Origin of the sequence: Microvirga arvi, from assembly GCF_016892765.1 — a bacterium.
Taxonomy (GTDB): Bacteria; Pseudomonadota; Alphaproteobacteria; order Rhizobiales; family Beijerinckiaceae; genus Microvirga; species Microvirga arvi.
The window spans coordinates 36,118-51,625 of record NZ_JAFEMD010000005.1; the positions used below are offsets into that span (position 1 = coordinate 36,118).

A 15,508-nucleotide genomic window follows, 5' to 3' on the forward strand; every position below is an offset into this window, starting at 1 on the left:
AAACTGCGCTGACAAGCTGATGTTTGTAGCAAAACTGCTGCCCCTCCCTGCATTCCATGCAAGGCGAACCCGTTCAGCCCAAACGATCCGAGACAGGAGAGTTCAAACCGCTCTCCCATGCTCTAGATTGGCTTTTCAGACCTCTACCGAGAAGGACGAAGCCGCATGCAGCGCCTTGCCACTCCCGACGAAGTTCTCGATTTCTGGCGCGAGGCCGGACCGGAGAAGTGGTTCTCGAAGGATGAAACCTTCGACCAGGTCTGCCGTGACCGTTTTCTGCCCACCTACGAAGCAGCCGCGCGGGGCGACCTCAACGAGTGGGAACTCACCCCAGATGGAGCGCTCGCCGTCATCCTCCTCCTCGACCAGTTCCCCCGGAACATGTTCCGGGGGAAAAGAGAAACCTACAAAACCGACCCGGTCGCCCTGATGGCTGCGGACCGCGCCATTGAGCGAGGCTTCGACCACAAGGTGGAACCGCAGTTCCGCCGGTTCTTCTACCTGCCCTTCATGCACTCCGAGTCCTTGACGGATCAGGAGCGCTCGGTGGCCCTCAACGAAGCCCACGGCGAGGAGGATTCCGTCAAGTATTCCCACCATCACCACGACATCGTCGCCCGCTTCGGCCGCTTCCCTCACCGCAACGCCATCCTAGGTCGCGAGACCACGCCCGAGGAAGAGGCGTTCCTGAAGGAAAGCGACTTCAGGGGCTGAAACTTCAGCTGATTCCTTCCGCGCCGCGCGCCATGGCAGCCACTCCGGTACGCGACACCTCCACGAGGCCGACCGCCGTCATGAGCTTGATGAAGCGCTCGACCTCGTCCGTCGTGCCGGTCAGCTCGTAGACAAAGGAAGTCAGCGTCGCGTCCAAGGTCCGCGCACCGAAGGCCGAGGCAAGACGCATGGCTTCCACCCGGTAGTCGCCCTTGCCTACGACCTTCACGAGGCAAAGCTCGCGCTCGACCGCCTCGCCGGTGAGTGTGAGATCGATCACCCGGTGCACCGGCACGAGGCGTTCCAACTGACTCTTGATCTGCTGGATAATGCTGTCGGTGCCCGTCGTTACGATGGTGATGCGCGAGATATGCGCCTCATGCTCGGTCTCGGTGACGGTCAGGCTCTCGATGTTGTAGCCCCGGCCCGAGAACAGGCCGGCGATGCGGGCAAGAACACCCGGCTCGTTGTCAACGATGATGGCGAGCGTGTGTCGGTTCACGGGCTCGACTCGGGTCGCATCGGGATAATGGGTTTTCATCTGCAGCATGGTCTGGTTTCCCGAATTTACTGTAGCCTCAAGCGGCCTTGCGGTAGTTTTCGATGGCGTCCTCATCCACCTCATCGGCAGCGACGATCCACTCCTCCTTCAGAGCAGCGGAACGCCATTCCTGGAAGGCCGGCAGCGCGAGGATCGCATCCACATAGGCGCGCGTGGTGGCATCAAGGGCGATGGAGTAGGTATCGAGACGTGTCACGAGAGGCGCATACATGGCATCGGCCGCCGAGAAGGCGCCGAACAGGAACGGACCGCCGGCACCGTAACGCTCACGCGCCTGATGGACGATCTCGCTGAAACGGGCGACATCACCAGCAACGGCCTCGCCTCGGTCTTTCTGTGCATACTTCCTGCCGAGATTCATTGGACATGCGGAGCGCAAAGCCGAGAAGCCGGAATGCATCTCAGCCGCCACCGAACGCGCCATTGCGCGAGCCTTGCGATCCTCGGGCCATACGGGAACGCCATAGGCCTCGCCCACATGTTCCATGATGGCGATGGTCTCCCAGACCGTAATATCGCCATCGATCAGGATCGGCACCTTTCCGGCAGGCGAGTGCTTGAGCACCTTCTCCCTCGTGTCCGGCAGATCGAGCGGAATGGTGATCTCGTCGAAGGCAATTCCAAGCTGCTTCATCAGCAGCCAGGGGCGCAGCGACCAGGATGAGTAGCACTTGTTGGCGATAACCAGGGTTGGCATATCTAGACACTTTCCCCCTCTCCCGAGTGGGAGAGGGGCCAGGGGTGAGGGTGAGAGGTTGCAGGAGACACTGCAGCCTCTGCGATACTCATTAGAACAGATTCAAGATCGCTCATCACATCTTGGTTTGTGAAGCGAATGACCCTGAACCCGTGATGCTCAATCTCTTGTGTTCGCCGAGTATCATAATCTGCGTACCAGTCATGCTGCTTTCCATCGATCTCGACGATCAGCTTTCGCTCTACGCAGAGAAAATCGACGGTGTAGTTCAGGAAAGGGACCTGACGCCTGAACTTGAGGCCCTGAAAGTGCCGTCCCCGGAGAGCCTGCCACAGCATGTCTTCTGCAGACGTGGACGTCTTGCGGAGATTGCGCGCAAATTGGCGTGGCTCTCTAGTCATGAAGCGGCATTCCCTCACCCCTGCCCCTCTCCCATCCGGGAGAGGGGTTCTCGGTTAAACCAGCATCTTGCCCTTCTCGTCGATCACGGAGCCGATATCGGCTCCGGTCTCGCCGAGATAATCGTTGAGCAACATCTCGTTATGCGCCTTGCCCGACGGGATCATCGGGAAACAGTTCTCGGTCTTGTCGACGAGGCAGTCGAAGATGACCGGACGCTTCACGTTGATCATCTCGAGAATCTTCGCATCGAGGTCGCCGGGCTTGTCGCAGCGAATGCCGACGCCGCCATAGGCTTCGGCGAGTTTCACGAAATCGGGCAGCGATTCCGAATAGCTCTGCGAGTAGCGCCCGCCATGCAGCAGTTCCTGCCACTGGCGCACCATGCCCATGTATTCGTTGTTGAGGATGAACACCTTGATCGGCAGGTTGTACTGCAAAGCCGTCGACATCTCCTGCAGCATCATCTGGATCGAGGCTTCGCCGGCGATGTCGATGACCAGCGCATCGGGATGCGCGAACTGCGCGCCCACAGCGGCGGGAAGACCGTAACCCATGGTGCCGTGACCACCCGAGGTCATCCAGCGGTTCGGCTCCTCGAACCTAAAGTACTGGGCCGCCCACATCTGGTGCTGCCCCACCTCGGTGGTGATATAGACCTCGCGATCCTTGGTCAGTTCGTAAAGGCGTTGCAACGCGTATTGCGGCTTGATCGTCTCGCTGGAATTCCGATAAGCGAGGCAGTTTCGCGCGCGCCAGCCCTCGATCTTGCCCCACCAATCCTTCAAGGCCACCTTGTCCGACTGGTGAGCGTTCTGCCGCCATAGGCGCACCATGTCTTCGAGCACATGCGCGCAATCGCCGACGATCGGAATGTCCACTTTAACCGTCTTGTTGATCGAGGACGGATCGATATCCACATGGATGCGCTTTGAGAAGGGCGAGAAGGCATCGAGGCGGCCCGTGATGCGGTCATCGAAGCGCGCGCCGATGTTGATCATCACGTCGCATTCGTGCATCGCGAGATTGGCTTCGTACGTGCCATGCATGCCAAGCATGCCGAGCCACTGCCTGTCGGATGCCGGGTAAGCGCCGAGCCCCATCAGGGTCGACGTGATGGGAAAGCCCGTGAGCCTCACGAGTTCGCGCAGCAGCATCGCAGCGTGCGGGCCGGAATTGACGACACCGCCGCCCGTGTAGAAGACCGGCCGCTTGGCATTGGCCATCAACTCGACGGCAGCGCGGATGTGATCCATGTCACCTTTAACGGTCGGGCGGTAGGTCTTGTGCTGATTGCTGAGCGGCCGGACATAGCTTCCGGTCTTGAATTGGATGTCCTTCGGCAGATCGACCACGACGGGACCGGGGCGGCCATTCTGCGCCACATAGAAGGCCTCGTGCAGGACCCGCGGCAGATCCTCGATCGATTTGACGAGATAATTGTGCTTCGTGCAGTGACGGGTGATGCCGACCGTGTCGCATTCCTGAAACGCATCGGTGCCGATGAGATGGGTCGGCACCTGGCCGGTGATACAGACGAGCGGGATCGAATCCATCATCGCGTCGGCGAGACCGGTAATCGCATTCGTCGCACCGGGACCTGAAGTCACGAGCACCACGCCCGGCCTGCCGGAGGAGCGGGCGTAACCCTCGGCCGCGTGAACCGCCCCCTGCTCGTGACGGACGAGGACATGCCGCACCTTCTCCTGGTGGAAGAGCGCATCGTAGATGGGAAGGACCGCACCGCCCGGATAGCCGAAGATATGCTCGACTCCCTGGTCCTGCAGGGCACGGATCACCATTTCGGCTCCGGTCATCGTCTCGCTCATGGTACTCGCTCCGTCGGTCTCGTCTGCTTGTCTTGAAGAATCTGGGCAATAAAAAAGGCCCCTGAGGGGGCCTGTGCGCCATCGCCGGACCTGCGGGTCAATCCCGCTCCGTCGATGGCGCTCGTACTACGAGAATAAGCTTGCGCATGGGGGCAGCTCTCGGTTCAAAAGTTGCGCAGACGCTAAACGATACCTTTCATTCGGTCAAGCGGGGGTGATTTGGCCGAATGCGGCTTAGCATTCACCGCGTGCCCCCTATTTTAGTCGTATGACCATGACAGAGACCATCTCCTCGACCGGCACACCGATGCAGAACCTGCGCCTCACAGCCCGTGCCCTGCTCTTGGGCGACCGCCTTGAGGTGGCGGGGCTTGAGCGCAGCGACGTGCTGTCCACCACCCCCCTCGCCTTCCGGGCCGGACAGGAAGGGTTCGTAGCCCTCTTCCGCTACGGCGTGGCCGTTCTGGTCGGCCTCACGCCCCTGGAGGAGGACGAGGTCATCCGCAGCCTGCGCCAACGCATTCAAGGCGAGTTCGCCCGCCACGAGGAAGAGACGGCCATCATCGAGATTTCGCCGGACAAGGATGACCAGATCCCGCCGGGAGGCCCGATCTTCATCAAGAAGCTCTCGACCGAGCGGCTGATCGTCATTGCGGACGCCCTGTCGAAGAGCGCCACCCTCGCCCGCGACGAGCGGGAGGCCACGGCCGCCTTCGAGCTGGTGGAGCCGTCTGTCGAACACCTGGCCCAGAAGGGCCGGCGCCCTCGCGACCGCCGCAAGATCCTCAAGCATGTGGGCCGCGCCCTTCTCGTCCGTCAGCGCATGTCGGGCCGGGTGGCGGTAGAGGAAAAGCCTGACGTTCTCTGGGATCGGCCGGATCTCGAGCGCCTCTATGCCCGCCTGGAGGATGAGTACGAGTTGAAGGAGCGGGCCAGAGCGCTCCATAGCAAGCTCGAAGTTCTCGGGGATACAGCCCAGGCATTGACTGACATCATCGACACGGAACGGTCCTTGCGCCTCGAACTGATCATCGTTCTCCTCATCGTGTTCGAGATCTTCATCACCTTCTATCAGATGCTTACGGGCTATCTGGCCCATTGATGTGGGCCATCGCCGCTTCGAAGCCGCTCTCGGGTTCGACCCACTGCCAGTCCGACAGCTGATGCCGGAACCAGGTGAACTGGCGTTTGGCGTAGCGGCGGGTATCTCCCTGCCCCTTCGCAATGGCCTCATCCATCGAGATCTCGCCGCGCAGATATGCGAGAAGGCCGGGCACCCCGTGAGCCCGCATGGCAGGCAGCATGGGATCGAGGTTTCGCTCTCCCAAGGCTTTCACCTCGTCGAGCGCGCCCTGCTCCATCATGGTGTCGAAACGACGGTCGATCCGTCGGCGCAGTTCCGCCCGCTCAGGGGCGAGGAAGAGCTTGACGACGGGGCTGTCCGCCAAGCGCCCCGGCTCGCGGGCGCCATGGAACGACAGGAGGGGACGGCCGGTTGCGGCGAGGACCTCCAAGGCTCGCTGGACGCGCAGGCGGTCGGAGGGGCGAAGCGTCCTTGCCGTCTCGGGATCGCGCTCAAGGAGAAGGCGATGAAGATCGGGCGTCTCGAGCCCCTCGCTCTCCCGGCGCACCTGCTCGCGCACCGCCTCCGGAACCGGCGGCATGTCCGATAGCCCCTCCGTCAGGGCTTTGAAGTAGAGGCCCGTGCCGCCCACGAAGATCGGCAGCTTCGTGCCCTCGATATCCCGAAGCACGTCGACCGCATCCGCCACGTAACGTCCGACTGAAAAGTTCACGGCCGCGTCCACATAGCCGTAGAGTCGGTGGGGCGCCTCTGCCTCATCTTCCAGGGTCGGACGGGCCGTGATCACGCGCAGGTCGCGATAGATCTGCATGGAATCGGCGTTGATCACCACGCCTCCCAAGGCCTGTGCCAGCTTGATGCCCAATGCGGACTTGCCTGAAGCGGTCGGCCCTGCGATGAGAACCGCGCCGACCCGAACGTCACTCACAGCCAGGTCTCCCCAATGGCGTCTGCTCCCAATTCCCTCGTCGCGACCCTGATCGCCAATCCGTCTCGTCCGGCCGTTACCGACGAGATCGTGGCCTTGGCTGCCTGGGCGCTCGGACAAGAGACGGAACAGGCCGTTCTGGCAAGGGGAATTGCAGCGGATCTGATCGTTCCGGGTGTCACGGAAGCGAAGGCCGTCGAGGCAGCTCTGCGTCAGGTCCTGAATGGCCAGCCCATCGATGTCGTGGTGCAGCCCCTGGAAACGCGGCGCAAGCGCCTGTTCCTGGCAGACATGGACTCGACCATGATCGGCCAGGAATGCATCGATGAACTCGCCGATTACGTTGGGCTGAAAGCCGAAGTTTCCGAAATCACCGAACGCGCCATGCGCGGCGAGATCGCCTTCGAGCCGGCGCTTCGCGAGCGGGTCGCTCTGCTGAAAGACCTCCCTATCAATGTGGTCGACGAGATCATCGAGAAGCGCATCACCCTTACCCCCGGCGGTCGGGCTCTCGTTCAGACGATGCGCGCGCAGGGTGCTTATACCTGCCTCGTATCGGGCGGATTCACGCTCTTCACCGGTCCGATCGGCGCCAAGATCGGTTTCCACGAGGACCGTTCCAACCGCCTGATCCTGAACGGCGAGAAGCTCGCCGGACTCGTCGAAGAACCCATTCTTGGTCGCGAGGCGAAGCTTGCAACTCTGATCGAGCTGCGCACCCGCTTTAGTTTGGCTCCGCACGAGACGATGGCTGTGGGTGACGGTGCCAACGACCTCGCCATGCTAGGCGAAGCGGGTCTCGGCGTCGCCTTCCGGGCCAAGCCTGCAGTGGCGGCCGCGGCCCATGCACGTTTGGATTATTCCGATCTGTCAGCACTGCTTTACGTGCAGGGGTATAAAGCGGGAGAATTTATAAGCTAATCGAAAAATATTTTGCAGGGCTCTCAGATCGCGAGAATGTTCAGCAATAAAAGCGCTCAAATTATTGGCATCATAATATTGTGTCTTCAATATAAGCAGAGATTATTTCGATCTCTCTTTCAGCCTTCCTCTCCATTTCATTAGTGACAATCTAGCACAAAGATCTGTGCTATAAGAAACGTTATAGCAATATATGCACCTAGATTGGTTGCATTTATTCCTACATAGAGTAAAATTTCAGGATTTCTACAATCTTAAAAGATAATTTTCCTTTCATAAGCCTCACAAATAGTGAAATTGATGAAGGAACAAGCACTGGCGCTGAAGTAGGAAGCATTTACACCTACGACACCAGTGGAGGAGTATATACCTATACGCTGCTTGATAATGCAGGGGGCCGCTTCAAACTCGTTGGTGACAAAATTGTCGTCGCTGACGGCACAAAGCTCGATTTCGAGACATCTGGGTCGCACGACATTGCCTTCCGCGTCACGAACGGTGCTGGCGAGACCAAGGATCTGGCGTGGATGATCGAGGTGACGAATATCGTCGAGGCAGGTGAGAAGCCTCCCGTGCTTGTGAGCATGGCCGATGGCTTTGTTGAAGAGAATGCGAGCACCGGTACTGTCGCGGGCGTGTTCGAGTCGGGTAACGGCATTTACACCTATGCTCTCATCGACGATGCCGACGGACGGTTCAAGCTGGTTGGCAACAAGCTTATCGTTGCCGACGGCGAGAAGCTCGACTATGAAGCCGCCGACTACCACGCAGTGACCGTACGCGTCACCGATAGCCTCGGCAATGTCACCGACATGGAATGGGGTGTTGAGATCCTCGATGTACAGGACGAGGAAAACTACATTTACGGCACCAACAGGGCCGACAAGCTGTACGGCTCAGCTGGCAACGACATCATCTCCGGCCTTGGTGGCAAGGACTATCTTCTCGGCGCCTCTGCCAAGGATGTATTCCGCTTCGAGAATGTCAAACTCAGCAAGTCCAATGTGGACCGTATCTCTGACTTCTCCGTGAAGGACGACACCATCGAACTCCACACGAATGTCTTCACCAACCTCGAAGCTGGCGATCTGGGCAAGCAGTCGTTCTGGACTGGGGCGAAGGCACACGATGCAAACGACCGCGTCATCTATGATGCTAAAAAGGGCTACCTGTATTACGATGCGGATGGTTCGGGCGCTGCGAAGCAGGTCTTGTTTGCGAACCTCTCCAAGAACCTCAAGATGACGGCGAGCGACTTCGACGTCATTTTCTGAGTTGGAATGGGGTCTATCGAGAGAATTTAAATCTCTTACTTCAATAAAGAAGACGGCCTGATCAGGCCGCCTTTTCAATCTCAGTGTTGCACTGCCTCACTCGATGGACAAGGCCACGAAGCGTACCTCGCCCTGCGCGTTGGCAACGAGAAGCAGTGCCGACTTGCGCCCTTGAGTTTTGAGGTCGTCGATCTTCTTGGTCACATCGGCCGGGTTGGAGACCGGCTCCTGGTTTACCTCGACGATCACCTCTCCCGCCTGGATCCGCTTGTCGGAGGCGGCCGAGTTCGGATCGACGCGGGTGATGACCACACCCTTGAGATCATCCTTGAGGCTGAAGCGCCGCCGCAGCTCGTCCGTCATGCCGGACATGTTGAGGCCGAGGGCCTGACGCGTCGCCGTCGGGGGTTCGGTCGAAGGCTGCTGCAGGCTCGCCTGCTTCTCGGTATCCTCAAGACGACCCAGGGTGACCTGCTTGGTCATCTCCTGGCCCTTGCGGACTATAGTCACATCGACGGCCTTGCCGACAGGCGAGGAAGCCACAATCCGCGGCAGGTCGCGGGAGTCCTTGACCTCCTTGCCGTCGAAGCGGACGATCACGTCACCGACTTCAAGACCAGCCGGCTTGGCGGGCCCCTTCTCGTCGATGCCAGCCACGAGAGCGCCGCGCGCCGTACCGAGATTCAGGGCTTCCGCCGTGGCATCGTCCACGTTCTGGATCCGTACGCCGAGCCAGCCGCGGCGGGTTTCGCCGAACTGGCGCAGCTGATCGATGATCGGCACGGCTGTCGAGGCAGGCACCGCGAAGCCGATGCCGACGGAGCCGCCCGTCGGCGAGAGGATGGCCGTGTTGATGCCGATGACCTCGCCGTTCATGTTGAAGAGCGGGCCGCCGGAATTGCCCTTGTTGATGGAGGCGTCGGTCTGAATGTAGTTGTCGTAGGGACCGGACTCGATGTTGCGGCCACGAGCCGAGATGATGCCGGCCGTCACCGAGCCGCCAAGGCCGAAGGGATTGCCGATCGCCATCACCCAGTCGCCGGCACGGATGGCGTCGGAATCGCCGAACTTCACCGCCTTGAGGGGCTTGTCGGACTTTACCTTCAGAACGGCGAGATCCACCTTCGAATCCTTGCCGACGATCTCCGCCTTCAGGCGCGTGCCATCCGGAAAGATGACGCTGATGTCGTTGGCGTCGCCGATCACGTGATTGTTCGTCACCACGATGCCTGACGGATCGATCACGAAGCCGGAGCCGAGGGAGTTCGAGCTGCGCGGCCGCGGCGAGGGACTGTTTTCGCCATTGCCGCCCTGTCCGCGACGGTTGAAGAACTCCTCAAAGAGATCCTCGAAGGGAGTGCCAGGCGGCAGCTGCGGCAGGGTCCGGTTGCGGGCTTCGACCGTCGTCGAAGCAGAGATGTTCACCACTGCCGGCGTGACCTCCGCGGCCAAGTCGGCGAAGGATTCAGGAGCCGAACGGGCAAAAGCCGGTAACGGCATCGCTGTCGCGACCAGGGTCAGGACCGCGAAGCAGGACGTGGCAAGCCGGCGCAGGGGACGCTGGGGCAGAAGCGCCTTGGAAGGTGCCAGCGCGATCGTGGCTGTGTTCATCGACAATCCTCTTTCGGAGTTTGTGCATATAGATTGGTGCTTGGCTCCGGCATTCAAGCGGGCAATGCGGCGGAAGCTTGGCCGCCGCCTATCCGAACTGTCGTACAAGCCAGATCACCCCCAAGCCGATGACCGCCGAGATGATGCCGACGATCCTCATCTGATCGCTGGGGCTGTGAGCCGCCTCGTACATGGCCCTACGCATGCCCTCAGGGAATGCCGCAAACAAAATGCCCTCGACCGCGAGAGCGAGGCCGAGGGCTGCGATCAAGTCCATCATCAGGCAGGCTTATTGAGCTGGAGCCGGTTGCGCCGGCCCTGGCGCCGGGGCCGGTTGAGCAGGGGAGGCTCCGCGACCGCGTTGACCCGTCGGGTCATTGAAATAGCGGAAGAAATCGGAATCCGGACTCAGCACCAGGCGGGTGTCACTCGCCTTCAGCCCGGTCTCATAAGCCTGCATGGACCGATAGAAGGAGAAGAATTCCGGATCCTGGCCGAACGCCTCGGCCAGAATGCGGTTTCGATTCGCATCTCCCTCACCGCGCAGCTCTTCGGCCCGCTGGTTGGCCTCGGCCCGGATGATCGTCGCCTCGCGCTCGGCTCGGGCCCGGATCGTCTGGGCCTGCTGCTGACCGTTGGCGCGGATGTCGGCCGCCTCGCGCTCGCGCTCGGTGCGCATCCGTTGGTAGACGGCCTGGCTGTTTGCGGCAGGCAGATCGACGCGGGTCAGTCGCACGTCGATCATCTCGACACCCAGACTGCTCGCCTGCCGGTTCACATCATCCTGAATGCGGTTCATCAGGGCAGACCGCTCGGTCCGCACGATGGCATCGCGGGAAGCGTTCGCCAGGACATTACGCATGGCCGAGTTGGTGAAGCTCTGCAGGCGCTGATTGGCGAGGGCGATATTGCCGACGGCCTGGTAGAACCGCAGCGGATCGTTGATCCGATAGCGCGTGAAGGCATCGACCTCCAGGTTCTGCCTGTCCGCTGAGAGAACGGTCTGAACCGGCAGATCGAGATCGAGCACCCGCTTCTCGAAGTAGGTGACTGCGTCGATCAGCGGCACCTTGAACTTCAGCCCGGGCTCCGAGATGGCGGATTGCACCGCACCGAAGCGCAGCACCAGGGCATACTGGGTCTGCTGCACGATGAAGATCGAGCTGTAGAGGACGATGGCGATCAGGCCCATTAGGATCAGGAGGCCCGTGCGAAGAGTCGAACCGTTCATCGCGTGGCTCCCTGCGGATTGGCGGCATTGCCTTGAGTCTGCTGGCGTTGCTGCATCTGGTTGAGCGGCAGGAAGGGCACGACACCCTGCCCCTTCTGGTCGACGATAATCTTGTCGACGCCACCGTAGACACGCTCCATCGTCTCAAGGAAGATGCGCTCGCGGCTGATATCCGGAGCCTTGCGGTACTCCTCATAAACCTGACGGAAGCGGGCAGCCTGACCGGTCGCATCGGCAACGGACTGCTCGCGATAGGCCTCGGCCTGCTGGACCGTGCGGGCGGCCTCGCCTCGCGCTTCGGGAACGACTCGGCTGGCAAAGGCGCCTGCCTCATTCTGCACGCGCACCGCGTCCTGCTGAGCCGCGTTGACGTCGAAGAAGGCCTGCTGGACCTCCGACGGCGGCCTGACCGCCTGGAGCTGGACCACGTTGATCAGCACACCGGCGCGGTAGGTATCCAGCGTCTCCTGCATGATCTCGCGCACTTCCTGGGCGACGCTGGCCTGTTCGGTGGTCAAAATCGCCTGGATGTTGCGGCGGCCGATGACCTCGCGCATGGCGCTCTCAGCCACTGATTTGACGGTGCCTTCCGGGTTCTGCAGGTTGAAGACGAAATCCTGCGGACGGGCCGGGTTGATCTGCCAGACCGCATCGAAATCGATGTCGACGATGTTCTCGTCGGCGGTGAGCATCAAGCTCTCCTCGATCACGTCACGCGGACGTCCTTGGCCTGTGGGCGTGGAGCGGTAGCCGACCTCGACCCGCTGCTGAGCCGTGACATTGGGCTTCACCACGCGGCCGATCGGGTAAGGCAGGTTGTAGCGCAGGCCTTCTCCAGACGTTCCCGTGAAGCGGCCGAAGATCATGTTGATGCCGACCTCGTTCGGCCGCACCGTGTAGAAGCCGGTAAGCAGCCAGACGGCGATCACGCCCAGAAGGAGGATGATCAGGCCCCGGCCTCCCATGGAGCCCCCCGGGATGAAGTCCTTCAGCCGGTCCTGGCTGCGGCGCAGGATATCCTCGAGATCCGGGGGATTGCCGTTCCCCTGAGGGCCGCCGGAACCCCATGGGCTCTTGCCGCCTCCCGATCCGCCGCGCTGCCCCCAGGGGCCACCGCCGCCGCTTTGGTTACTCCAAGGCATAGGACGCCTTTCCTCACTTGCGATAAAGACCAGCCGAGACAGCCGATAAGAACTTGAGACGGTTGTGGGAGTTACCTCTTCCGCCTGTCAAGCCTGCGAATTGGGGATTGCAGAGGGCTTCGTCAACCTTGAGACGGGTCAACGGCGCCTTTCGAGATCAATAAAGGTAAATGGATGCTCGTCATCCGGGCCCTTCGGATGGTCCTCCCGCTTGACCTCGCGAAACTGTGACCTGTCGAAGGACGGAAAGACCGCGTCGCCCTCGGGCGCCGTATGAACCTCGGTCAGGAAGAGAGTCTGCACATGGGGCAGAGCCAGAGCGTAGATCTCCGCCCCACCGGCGACGGCGACGGCATTGGTTCCCATGCGGGCTGCGAGATCCTCTCCCTTGACGACAGCCTCCTCCCAATCATGAGCCACGTGCACGCCCTCTGCGGAAAAATCAGCATCGCGAGTCAGCACAATCGTCTCACGGCCCGGGAGGGGCTTGCCGATCGACTGGAATGTCTTGCGCCCCATGATCATCGGCTTGCCCATGGTGAGGCGGCGGAAGCGTCCAAGGTCTGTCTTGAGCCGCCAGAGCAGTTGGTTGTCCCGTCCGATGACGCCGTTCTCGGCCATCGCGACGACGAGGATGAGGGGAACAGTCATGGCTCCTCCGCCAATCGTTGCAGGGCATCGCCCGTCATGCGTTGCACCGTCCACTCGTCCATCGGGATCGCTCCGATGGATCGATAGACGCGCAGGGCCGGCTCGTTCCAATCGAGCACCCACCATTCGAGGCGAGGCAGCCCCTCCGCAACGCACCGGCGTGCCAGATGCCGCAGCAGGCCCCGGCCAACTCCCCTCGAGCGGAACTCCGGCCTGACAAAGAGATCCTCCAGGTAGATCCCGTGGCGCCCGCGGAAGGTCGAGAAGTTGTAGAACCAGAGGGCGAAGCCGACAGGCTCCCCCTCCCATTCGGCGATATCCGCAAAGACCCGCGGGGTGGGGCCGAAAAGCGCCTCCGCAATATCGGCCTCGGTCGCGCCGACCTCATGCGCCAGCCGCTCGTATTCGGCGAGTTCCCGGATGAAGTGGAAGATCAGGGCGGCATCGGACGACGCGGCAGGTCGGATCGAGAGGGTCATTCTTTCTCTCTACGGGAACATAAGTGCATCGCCAATGGCTCTTCACCGGCAATCCACGACGGCCGACGTCTTCTTCAGTCTAGTGCCGCTTCAGATCACGAAGAACTCGTGGAAGCTCATCGTAAGGCCTTTGTAGAGCGATGCGACCTCGACCGGCTTGATCTTTGTCCCAGATCCATCGGCGTCGTAGAGCAGCAAACCCTTCGCCTTGTCGTAAATGATCCGGTCCTCCCGGTCCTGAGCCTTCGAGGCGGCAATGAACATGTCGGCGGCGAGTTTCTTCGGCTTCTGAAGCGTCCCTGCCCCCAGCTTCGTGAAGACCTTGTTATCGAGCCAAATCGTATCCGAGGGGGCATTGTAGTCGGCGATCTTGTCCCTGTTCGAGACCTTGTTCGGCCTGACGTCGAATACGAAGGTGTCTCGCCTGCCCCACCGATCAGCACGTCGTTGCCGGCCCCGCCCCAAAGTTTGTCGTTCCCGCCCCTGCCTTGGACCTCGTTGGTCTGCGCATTGCCGCGAAGGTTATTCGATGCGCCATCGCCCGTGAGCAGAAAATCGTTGGTGACGGTCCAGGTCACCGTCTGCTCAAGAGAACTGCGGTTCCCTCTCACCCAATCCGTGGGATCGTAGGCCCGGGCCCGCAGGGTATGGGTGCCGAAGCCGCAATTGTCCTGCGCCAGGCTGAAGGTCTCGCCGGCATCGACGAAGGCCCTGCCGTCCAGGGTCCAATCAACCTTGATCACAGCAGGGTCGATCGTATCGACGTAGAAATTGGACCGGTTGTGATGTGCGCTCCAGAGATCGGTGTACCCGTCCAGCGGATCGACGAATTCATAGAACTTGAGGACGAATTGCTCCCTTGCGATGGCATCGAAGGGACGGCCCAAGGTCTTCATCTTCGAATCGACGGACGGGCGGTAAGCGCCCGTCGCATGATAATAGGCCCCCTCGTAAGCCCCGATGACCCCGATGCCAGGCTGGTCGTATCCCAGCCACTCGGACCATTTGACGCCGGAAGGGTCGTTCGTCACGTTGGCATAGGCCGGGTCAGAACCGCTATAGGATCCCGAAGCGCCATAATCGTACTCATCTCCCAAGCCCGCGAAGGCGTGACCGATCTCATGGAGCGCGATCTCGTGGGCTTGGGAATGTCCCGCAGAGTAGATGCCGGAATCGTAGCCTGCCCCGCCATAGCTCTCGCTGTTCACGAGGATGAAGCGCATCTCGGAGGCAAATCCAGCGTATCTCAGGACCTCTTCCTCGATGGCGTCCGCCTTATCCAGACTGATGTTCAGCGCTCGCCCGCTATAGCTAGCGTCCAGGGCAGTGTCCCGTGAGATGCCTTTCGACAGGTCATCGGCACCGGACTCGTTCGATTCGATATCGATGGAATGAATGTTGAAGAAGTTTCTGTAGCGCCCGAAGGGATCACTCAGAAGACCTCCGTTGAACATGGTGCCTAGCAGCCCTTGAATTTGAGCCGTATAGGTCGTGGCAATCTCCGAGGATGTGTAGCCGTCGCCCAGGAAGACCATGTCGATGCGATTGGAGCTGTAGCCGGTCATCTGCAGTGGGCGAAGCGAGGGCACGTGAAAACCTCAAAACACGAATGATATACAATATATCGTCGGTCCTAACCGATTACACCTGCCTTGAACAGTGCGGATTGCGCGGCTCCCTGGCCTTTATTCCTCCTCCAGAACTCGCCGAGGGGATCCCCACTCCTCCAGGACTGCATTCATGTCGTCGAGGACGAAGAAGCGGGCGCTCTCCACATCATAGCCGTCCTCCAGCAGGCTGTCGTAATCGGTCAGCCTGTGACGGATATAGGCCGTGAGGGACAGCCAGGCGGCTGTCTCGGGCGAGGCGGCGTGCAGGCCGCGGCTGCCCAGCGCATGGTCCGTCACGGCCTCGAATTCGTGGCGCGGAATGCGGGGGGCGAGAATGCGGACGGCGCTCTCGATGGCCTCGCGCCTGTTCATGACG

The 15,508-nt window shown here is 60.9% G+C and carries 17 protein-coding genes; 4 read left to right on the forward strand and 13 right to left on the reverse strand.

Annotated elements, in window-relative coordinates; all coding sequences use genetic code 11:
• Positions 1–165: 165 nt before the first annotated feature.
• The gene (locus ILT44_RS04520; protein ID WP_204238380.1) at positions 166–714 is read left to right on the forward strand and encodes a DUF924 family protein; all 549 of its coding nucleotides are present in this window, start codon (positions 166–168) and stop codon (positions 712–714) included.
• A gap of 4 nt (positions 715–718) precedes the next feature.
• Here ILT44_RS04520 and ilvN read toward each other — a convergent pair whose 3' ends face one another.
• Genes ilvN through ILT44_RS04540 form a run of 4 tightly spaced genes read right to left on the reverse strand, consistent with a single transcriptional unit; the run spans position 719 to position 4,201 of the window.
• Positions 719–1,264 (reverse strand): acetolactate synthase small subunit, encoded by a 546-nt coding sequence (ilvN, locus tag ILT44_RS04525; protein WP_204238381.1) that lies wholly within the window; start codon positions 1,262–1,264, stop codon positions 719–721.
• A gap of 28 nt (positions 1,265–1,292) precedes the next feature.
• Positions 1,293–1,973: a glutathione S-transferase family protein gene (locus tag ILT44_RS04530; RefSeq protein ID WP_204238382.1), complete on the reverse strand. Its 681-nt coding sequence runs from the start codon at positions 1,971–1,973 to the stop codon at positions 1,293–1,295.
• Between the two features lie 2 nt (positions 1,974–1,975).
• Positions 1,976–2,374 (reverse strand): endonuclease domain-containing protein, encoded by a 399-nt coding sequence (locus ILT44_RS04535; RefSeq protein WP_204238383.1) that lies wholly within the window; start codon positions 2,372–2,374, stop codon positions 1,976–1,978.
• A 54-nt stretch (positions 2,375–2,428) separates the two neighbouring features.
• On the reverse strand, positions 2,429–4,201 hold the full coding sequence (locus ILT44_RS04540) for an acetolactate synthase 3 large subunit (protein WP_204238384.1): 1,773 nt from the start codon (positions 4,199–4,201) through the stop codon (positions 2,429–2,431).
• A 274-nt stretch (positions 4,202–4,475) separates the two neighbouring features.
• On the opposite strand from ILT44_RS04540, the gene ILT44_RS04545 reads away from it, so the two are divergent.
• Positions 4,476–5,303 (forward strand): RMD1 family protein, encoded by an 828-nt coding sequence (locus ILT44_RS04545; RefSeq protein WP_204238385.1) that lies wholly within the window; start codon positions 4,476–4,478, stop codon positions 5,301–5,303.
• Here the strand turns inward: ILT44_RS04545 and miaA are convergent.
• Complete coding sequence (gene miaA / locus ILT44_RS04550) at positions 5,281–6,219, reverse strand: tRNA (adenosine(37)-N6)-dimethylallyltransferase MiaA (RefSeq protein WP_372441135.1); 939 nt, start codon at positions 6,217–6,219, stop codon at positions 5,281–5,283. The genes ILT44_RS04545 and miaA overlap by 23 nt on opposite strands.
• 9 nt (positions 6,220–6,228) lie before the next feature.
• On the opposite strand from miaA, the gene serB reads away from it, so the two are divergent.
• Entirely contained in the window at positions 6,229–7,134 is a 906-nt protein-coding gene (gene serB, locus ILT44_RS04555; RefSeq protein WP_204238387.1) for a phosphoserine phosphatase SerB, read from the forward strand.
• 527 nt (positions 7,135–7,661) lie between these two features.
• Positions 7,662–8,408: a hypothetical protein gene (locus ILT44_RS04560; RefSeq protein WP_204238388.1), complete on the forward strand. Its 747-nt coding sequence runs from the start codon at positions 7,662–7,664 to the stop codon at positions 8,406–8,408.
• A gap of 96 nt (positions 8,409–8,504) precedes the next feature.
• Here ILT44_RS04560 and ILT44_RS04565 read toward each other — a convergent pair whose 3' ends face one another.
• The 8 genes from ILT44_RS04565 to ILT44_RS04600 all read right to left on the reverse strand — a co-directional run bounded on the left by ILT44_RS04565 (position 8,505) and on the right by ILT44_RS04600 (position 15,504).
• On the reverse strand, positions 8,505–10,019 hold the full coding sequence (locus ILT44_RS04565) for a DegQ family serine endoprotease (RefSeq protein WP_204238389.1): 1,515 nt from the start codon (positions 10,017–10,019) through the stop codon (positions 8,505–8,507).
• A gap of 88 nt (positions 10,020–10,107) precedes the next feature.
• Positions 10,108–10,299: a DUF2065 domain-containing protein gene (locus ILT44_RS04570; RefSeq protein WP_204238390.1), complete on the reverse strand. Its 192-nt coding sequence runs from the start codon at positions 10,297–10,299 to the stop codon at positions 10,108–10,110.
• Between the two features lie 9 nt (positions 10,300–10,308).
• Positions 10,309–11,250, reverse strand: coding sequence for a protease modulator HflC (gene hflC / locus ILT44_RS04575; protein WP_204238391.1), 942 nt, complete (start codon positions 11,248–11,250; stop codon positions 10,309–10,311).
• The gene (hflK, locus tag ILT44_RS04580) at positions 11,247–12,392 is read right to left on the reverse strand and encodes an FtsH protease activity modulator HflK (protein WP_204238392.1); all 1,146 of its coding nucleotides are present in this window, start codon (positions 12,390–12,392) and stop codon (positions 11,247–11,249) included. The genes hflC and hflK overlap by 4 nt, the downstream gene beginning before the upstream one ends.
• Before the next feature lie 138 nt (positions 12,393–12,530).
• Positions 12,531–13,043, reverse strand: a complete 513-nt coding sequence (locus ILT44_RS04585) for a dihydrofolate reductase (RefSeq protein WP_204238393.1) — start codon at positions 13,041–13,043, stop codon at positions 12,531–12,533.
• A complete protein-coding gene (locus tag ILT44_RS04590) occupies positions 13,040–13,522 on the reverse strand; it encodes a GNAT family N-acetyltransferase (protein WP_204238394.1) in 483 nt (160 codons plus the stop codon). Before ILT44_RS04590 ends, ILT44_RS04585 begins: the two co-directional genes overlap by 4 nt.
• Before the next feature lie 116 nt (positions 13,523–13,638).
• Positions 13,639–15,111 carry a M64 family metallopeptidase gene (locus ILT44_RS04595; RefSeq protein WP_204238395.1) on the reverse strand — a complete coding sequence of 491 codons (1,473 nt, stop codon included), beginning with the start codon at positions 15,109–15,111 and terminating at the stop codon, positions 13,639–13,641.
• 96 nt (positions 15,112–15,207) lie between these two features.
• On the reverse strand, positions 15,208–15,504 hold the full coding sequence (locus ILT44_RS04600; protein WP_204238396.1) for a DUF2293 domain-containing protein: 297 nt from the start codon (positions 15,502–15,504) through the stop codon (positions 15,208–15,210).
• Between the last annotated feature and the right edge of the window lie 4 nt (positions 15,505–15,508).

What these genes read in the sequence shown, in the direction of transcription:
- ILT44_RS04520 (WP_204238380.1), top strand. Translation starts at nt 166, where the DNA reads ATGCAGCGCCTTGCCACTCCCGACGAAGTTCTCGATTTCTGGCGCGAG.
- hflK (WP_204238392.1), bottom strand. Translation starts at nt 12,392, where the DNA reads ATGCCTTGGAGTAACCAAAGCGGCGGCGGTGGCCCCTGGGGGCAGCGC.
- ILT44_RS04560 (WP_204238388.1), top strand. Translation starts at nt 7,662, where the DNA reads ATGATCGAGGTGACGAATATCGTCGAGGCAGGTGAGAAGCCTCCCGTG.
- ILT44_RS04585 (WP_204238393.1), bottom strand. Translation starts at nt 13,043, where the DNA reads ATGACTGTTCCCCTCATCCTCGTCGTCGCGATGGCCGAGAACGGCGTC.
- ILT44_RS04545 (WP_204238385.1), top strand. Translation starts at nt 4,476, where the DNA reads ATGACAGAGACCATCTCCTCGACCGGCACACCGATGCAGAACCTGCGC.
- ILT44_RS04570 (WP_204238390.1), bottom strand. Translation starts at nt 10,299, where the DNA reads ATGATGGACTTGATCGCAGCCCTCGGCCTCGCTCTCGCGGTCGAGGGC.
- ILT44_RS04540 (WP_204238384.1), bottom strand. Translation starts at nt 4,201, where the DNA reads ATGAGCGAGACGATGACCGGAGCCGAAATGGTGATCCGTGCCCTGCAG.
- serB (WP_204238387.1), top strand. Translation starts at nt 6,229, where the DNA reads ATGGCGTCTGCTCCCAATTCCCTCGTCGCGACCCTGATCGCCAATCCG.
- hflC (WP_204238391.1), bottom strand. Translation starts at nt 11,250, where the DNA reads ATGAACGGTTCGACTCTTCGCACGGGCCTCCTGATCCTAATGGGCCTG.
- ilvN (WP_204238381.1), bottom strand. Translation starts at nt 1,264, where the DNA reads ATGCTGCAGATGAAAACCCATTATCCCGATGCGACCCGAGTCGAGCCC.
- ILT44_RS04530 (WP_204238382.1), bottom strand. Translation starts at nt 1,973, where the DNA reads ATGCCAACCCTGGTTATCGCCAACAAGTGCTACTCATCCTGGTCGCTG.
- ILT44_RS04535 (WP_204238383.1), bottom strand. Translation starts at nt 2,374, where the DNA reads ATGACTAGAGAGCCACGCCAATTTGCGCGCAATCTCCGCAAGACGTCC.
- ILT44_RS04590 (WP_204238394.1), bottom strand. Translation starts at nt 13,522, where the DNA reads ATGACCCTCTCGATCCGACCTGCCGCGTCGTCCGATGCCGCCCTGATC.
- ILT44_RS04600 (WP_204238396.1), bottom strand. Translation starts at nt 15,504, where the DNA reads ATGAACAGGCGCGAGGCCATCGAGAGCGCCGTCCGCATTCTCGCCCCC.
- ILT44_RS04565 (WP_204238389.1), bottom strand. Translation starts at nt 10,019, where the DNA reads ATGAACACAGCCACGATCGCGCTGGCACCTTCCAAGGCGCTTCTGCCC.